Origin of the sequence: Dietzia sp. PP-33 (assembly GCF_033790845.1) — a bacterium.
GTDB lineage: Bacteria > Actinomycetota > Actinomycetes > Mycobacteriales > Mycobacteriaceae > Dietzia.
Genome location: NZ_JAMYEI010000022.1, coordinates 1 through 4,840, shown reverse-complemented (window position 1 = coordinate 4,840; position 4,840 = coordinate 1). Strand labels below are relative to the sequence as shown.

Genomic DNA, 4,840 nt, shown 5'->3' with positions numbered 1-4,840 from the left:
ATGGGTGTGTTGTTTCAGATACTGCACAGTGGACGCGTAACAATTCTTGGCTTGTTTGTGTGTAAGCCCTCGGCCGATTAGTACCGGTCACCTCCACGCATTGCTGCGCTTCCAGTTCCGGCCTATCAACCCCATGGTCTGTGGGGGGCCTTAACCACGCAAGGTGGTGAGAAACCTCATCTTGGAACAGGCTTCCCGCTTAGATGCTTTCAGCGGTTATCCCTTCCGAACGTAGCTAACCAGCGATGCTCCTGGTGGAACAACTGGCACACCAGAGGTTCGTCCGTCCCGGTCCTCTCGTACTAGGGACAGCTTTCCTCAAGTTTCTTACGCGCGCGGCGGATAGAGACCGAACTGTCTCACGACGTTCTAAACCCAGCTCGCGTGCCGCTTTAATGGGCGAACAGCCCAACCCTTGGGACCTACTCCAGCCCCAGGATGCGACGAGCCGACATCGAGGTGCCAAACCATCCCGTCGATATGGACTCTTGGGGAAGATCAGCCTGTTATCCCCGGGGTACCTTTTATCCGTTGAGCGACACCGCTTCCACTTGCCGGTGCCGGATCACTAGTCCCGACTTTCGTCCCTGCTCGACGTGTCAGTCTCACAGTCAAGCTCCCTTGTGCACTTGCACTCAACACCTGATTGCCATCCAGGCTGAGGGAACCTTTGGGCGCCTCCGTTACTCTTTAGGAGGCAACCGCCCCAGTTAAACTACCCACCAGGCACTGTCCCTAACCCAGATCATGGGCCGAGGTTAGACGTCCAATACGATCAGAGTGGTATTTCAACAACGACTCCACACACACTGGCGTGCATGCTTCGCAGTCTCCCACCTATCCTACACAAACCGAATCGAACGCCAATACCAAGCTATAGTAAAGGTCCCGGGGTCTTTTCGTCCTGCCGCGCGTAACGAGCATCTTTACTCGTAGTGCAATTTCGCCGAGTCTGTGGTCGAGACAGCAGAGAAGTCGTTACGCCATTCGTGCAGGTCGGAACTTACCCGACAAGGAATTTCGCTACCTTAGGATGGTTATAGTTACCACCGCCGTTTACTGGGGCTTAAATTCTCAGCTTCGCCTTGCGGCTAACCGGTCCTCTTAACCTTCCAGCACCGGGCAGGCGTCAGTCCGTATACATCGACTTACGTCTTCGCACGGACCTGTGTTTTTAGTAAACAGTCGCTTCTCTCTGGTCTCTGCGACCACACCCAGCTCCCACCGTGAAGGTGTTCACCGGACATGGCCCCCCTTCTCCCGAAGTTACGGGGGTATTTTGCCGAGTTCCTTAACCACAGTTCTCTCGATCGCCTTGGTATTCTCTACCTGATCACCTGTGTCGGTTTGGGGTACGGGCCGTGTATGAACTCACTAGAGGCTTTTCTCGGCAGCATAGGATCACTGAATTCCCCACAACGGGTATGCATCAAGTCTCAGCCTTAATGTGACACGGATTTGCCTATGTCACGGCCTACACTCTTACACCAGTACAACCACTGACTGGCTCAGCTACCTTCCTGCGTCACCCCATCGCTTGGCTACTACCAGTTCAGGTCCCGCGCATCCAATCCACGTCATCCCGAAGGATGCTCTAGGACATTCAGGGCGGTTAGTATCACTGATTCACCATGGGCGCGCACACACGGGTACGGGAATATCAACCCGTTGTCCATCGACTACGCCTGTCGGCCTCGCCTTAGGTCCCGACTCACCCTGGGCAGATTAGCTTGACCCAGGAACCCTTGATCATTCGGCGGACGAGTTTCTCACTCGTCATTCGCTACTCATGCCTGCATTCTCACTCGTGTGGCCTCCACGCCTGGATCACTCCGACGCTTCTATGGCCACACGACGCTCCCCTACCCACCCACACACCTGCCCGGAGGAGGTTATTGTGTGAGTGCCGCGGCTTCGGCGGTGTACTTGAGCCCCGCTAAATTGTCGGCGCAGGACCACTTGACCAGTGAGCTATTACGCACTCTTTCAAGGGTGGCTGCTTCTAAGCCAACCTCCTGGCTGTCTCAGCGATCCCACATCCTTTTCCACTTAGTACACGCTTAGGGGCCTTAGCCGGCGATCTGGGCTGTTTCCCTCTCGACTATGAAGCTTATCCCCCACAGTCTCACTGCCGCACTCTCACACCTCGGCATTCGGAGTTTGGCTGACGTCAGTAACCTTGTAGGGCCCATCGGCCATCCAGTAGCTCTACCTCCGAGGTGAAACATGCGACGCTGCACCTAAATGCATTTCGGGGAGAACCAGCTATCACGGAGTTTGATTGGCCTTTCACCCCTACCCACAACTCATCCCCTCAGTTTTCAACCTAAGTGGGTTCGCGCCTCCACGACGTCTTACCGTCGCTTCACACTGGCCATGGGTAGATCACTCCGCTTCGGGTCTAGAGCATGCCACTATAGTCGCCCTATTAGGACTCGCTTTCGCTACGGCTTCCCCACACGGGTTAACCTCGCGACATACCACTAACTCGCAGGCTCATTCTTCAAAAGGCACGCCATCAGCCCGAAAGCCTCTGACGGTTTGTAAGCACACGGTTTCAGGTACTATTTCACTCCCCTCCCGGGGTACTTTTCACCATTCCCTCACGGTACTAATCCGCTATCGGTCACCAAGGAGTATTTAGGCTTACCGGGTGGTCCCGGCAGATTCACAGCAGATTTCACGGGCCCGCTGCTACTTGGGAACACAAATCGCCCAGCCACAAAGCTTTCAGGTACGGGACTCTCACCCTCTACGGCCGACCCTTCCAAGTCGTTCCCCTAACTCGCGGACTATCGGGCGCCTGATCCGGCAGAACCAGGACATCATGCCCCACAACACCACACACGCAACCCCTGCCGGGTATCACACGCATGCGGTTTAGCCTCTTCCGCGTTCGCTCGCCGCTACTGACGGAATCACTGTTGTTTTCTCTTCCTGCGGGTACTGAGATGTTTCACTTCCCCGCGTTCCCTCCACACACCCTATGTATTCAGATGCGGGTAACACGCCATCACGCGTGCTGGGTTTCCCCATTCGGACACCCTCGGATCACAGCTCGGTTGGCAGCTCCCCGAGGCTTATCGCAGCCTCCTACGTCCTTCATCGGCTCTTGGTGCCAAGGCATCCACCGTGTGCTCTTACACACTTACATTCACAAACAATTAAAGATGCTCGCGTCCACTGTGCAGTTCTCAAACAACACACACCAACCCCACCCACACACGCCCCCAACCGGGAACGCACATCTCGGGAATCAGTGCCATCAGAAACAACCCACACCCCACAGGGGCGCAAACGGTGCTGTTTCAGACACCCAACAGTGTGTTTTGTCCGAACCACGCTCCCCCCGAACAGCCGACCCTGAGCCGACGCCGAAGATCCAGGCGAGTCCTACGCAATAGTGTTCCACCCAATGAGCCACCTGGCGCACCACGAACGGGCACGAACCAGACGCTAACTCTGACCCCACCAACAGGCGGGGTGAGTGCTCCTTAGAAAGGAGGTGATCCAGCCGCACCTTCCGGTACGGCTACCTTGTTACGACTTCGTCCCAATCGCCGATCCCACCTTCGACGGCTCCCTCCACAAGGGTTAGGCCACCGGCTTCGGGTGTTACCGACTTTCATGACGTGACGGGCGGTGTGTACAAGGCCCGGGAACGTATTCACCGCAGCAATGCTGATCTGCGATTACTAGCGACTCCGACTTCATGGGGTCGAGTTGCAGACCCCAATCCGAACTGAGACTAGCTTTAAGGGATTCGCTCCACCTCACGGTCTCGCAGCCCTCTGTACTAGCCATTGTAGCATGTGTGAAGCCCTAGACATAAGGGGCATGATGATTTGACGTCATCCCCACCTTCCTCCGAGTTGACCCCGGCAGTCTCTCACGAGTCCCCACCATTACGTGCTGGCAACATGAGACAGGGGTTGCGCTCGTTGCGGGACTTAACCCAACATCTCACGACACGAGCTGACGACAACCATGCACCACCTGTATACAAGCCACAAGGGAAACGACATTTCTGCCGTCGTCCTGTATATGTCAAGCCTAGGTAAGGTTCTTCGCGTTGCATCGAATTAATCCACATGCTCCGCCGCTTGTGCGGGCCCCCGTCAATTCCTTTGAGTTTTAGCCTTGCGGCCGTACTCCCCAGGCGGGGCGCTTAATGCGTTAGCTACGGCACGGAATCCGTGGAAGGACCCCACACCTAGCGCCCACCGTTTACGGCATGGACTACCAGGGTATCTAATCCTGTTCGCTCCCCATGCTTTCGCTCCTCAGCGTCAGTTACTACCCAGAGACCCGCCTTCGCCACCGGTGTTCCTCCTGATATCTGCGCATTTCACCGCTACACCAGGAATTCCAGTCTCCCCTGTAGTACTCAAGTCTGCCCGTATCGCCTGCACGCCCCCAGTTGAGCTGGAGGATTTCACAGACGACGTGACAAACCGCCTACGAGCTCTTTACGCCCAGTAATTCCGGACAACGCTTGCACCCTACGTATTACCGCGGCTGCTGGCACGTAGTTGGCCGGTGCTTCTTCTGCAGGTACCGTCACTCTCGCTTCGTCCCTACTGAAAGGAGTTTACAATCCGAAGACCGTCATCCCCCACGCGGCGTCGCTGCATCAGGCTTCCGCCCATTGTGCAATATTCCCCACTGCTGCCTCCCGTAGGAGTCTGGGCCGTGTCTCAGTCCCAGTGTGGCCGATCACCCTCTCAGGCCGGCTACCCGTCGTCGCCTTGGTAGGCCATTACCCCACCAACAAGCTGATAGGCCGCGGACTCATCCTGCACCGAAAAACTTTCCAACCCCCACCATGCGGTGAGAGCTC

General features: G+C 56.3%; 2 rRNA genes. Both read right to left on the bottom strand.

Annotated features, from left to right (window positions below):
- Nucleotides 1-57: 57 nt before the first annotated feature.
- Nucleotides 58-3,154, bottom strand: a 23S ribosomal RNA gene (locus NJE57_RS19845).
- Nucleotides 3,155-3,498: 344 nt separating this feature from the next.
- Nucleotides 3,499-4,840: ribosomal RNA gene (locus NJE57_RS19840) — 16S ribosomal RNA — on the bottom strand; the annotation flags it as partial.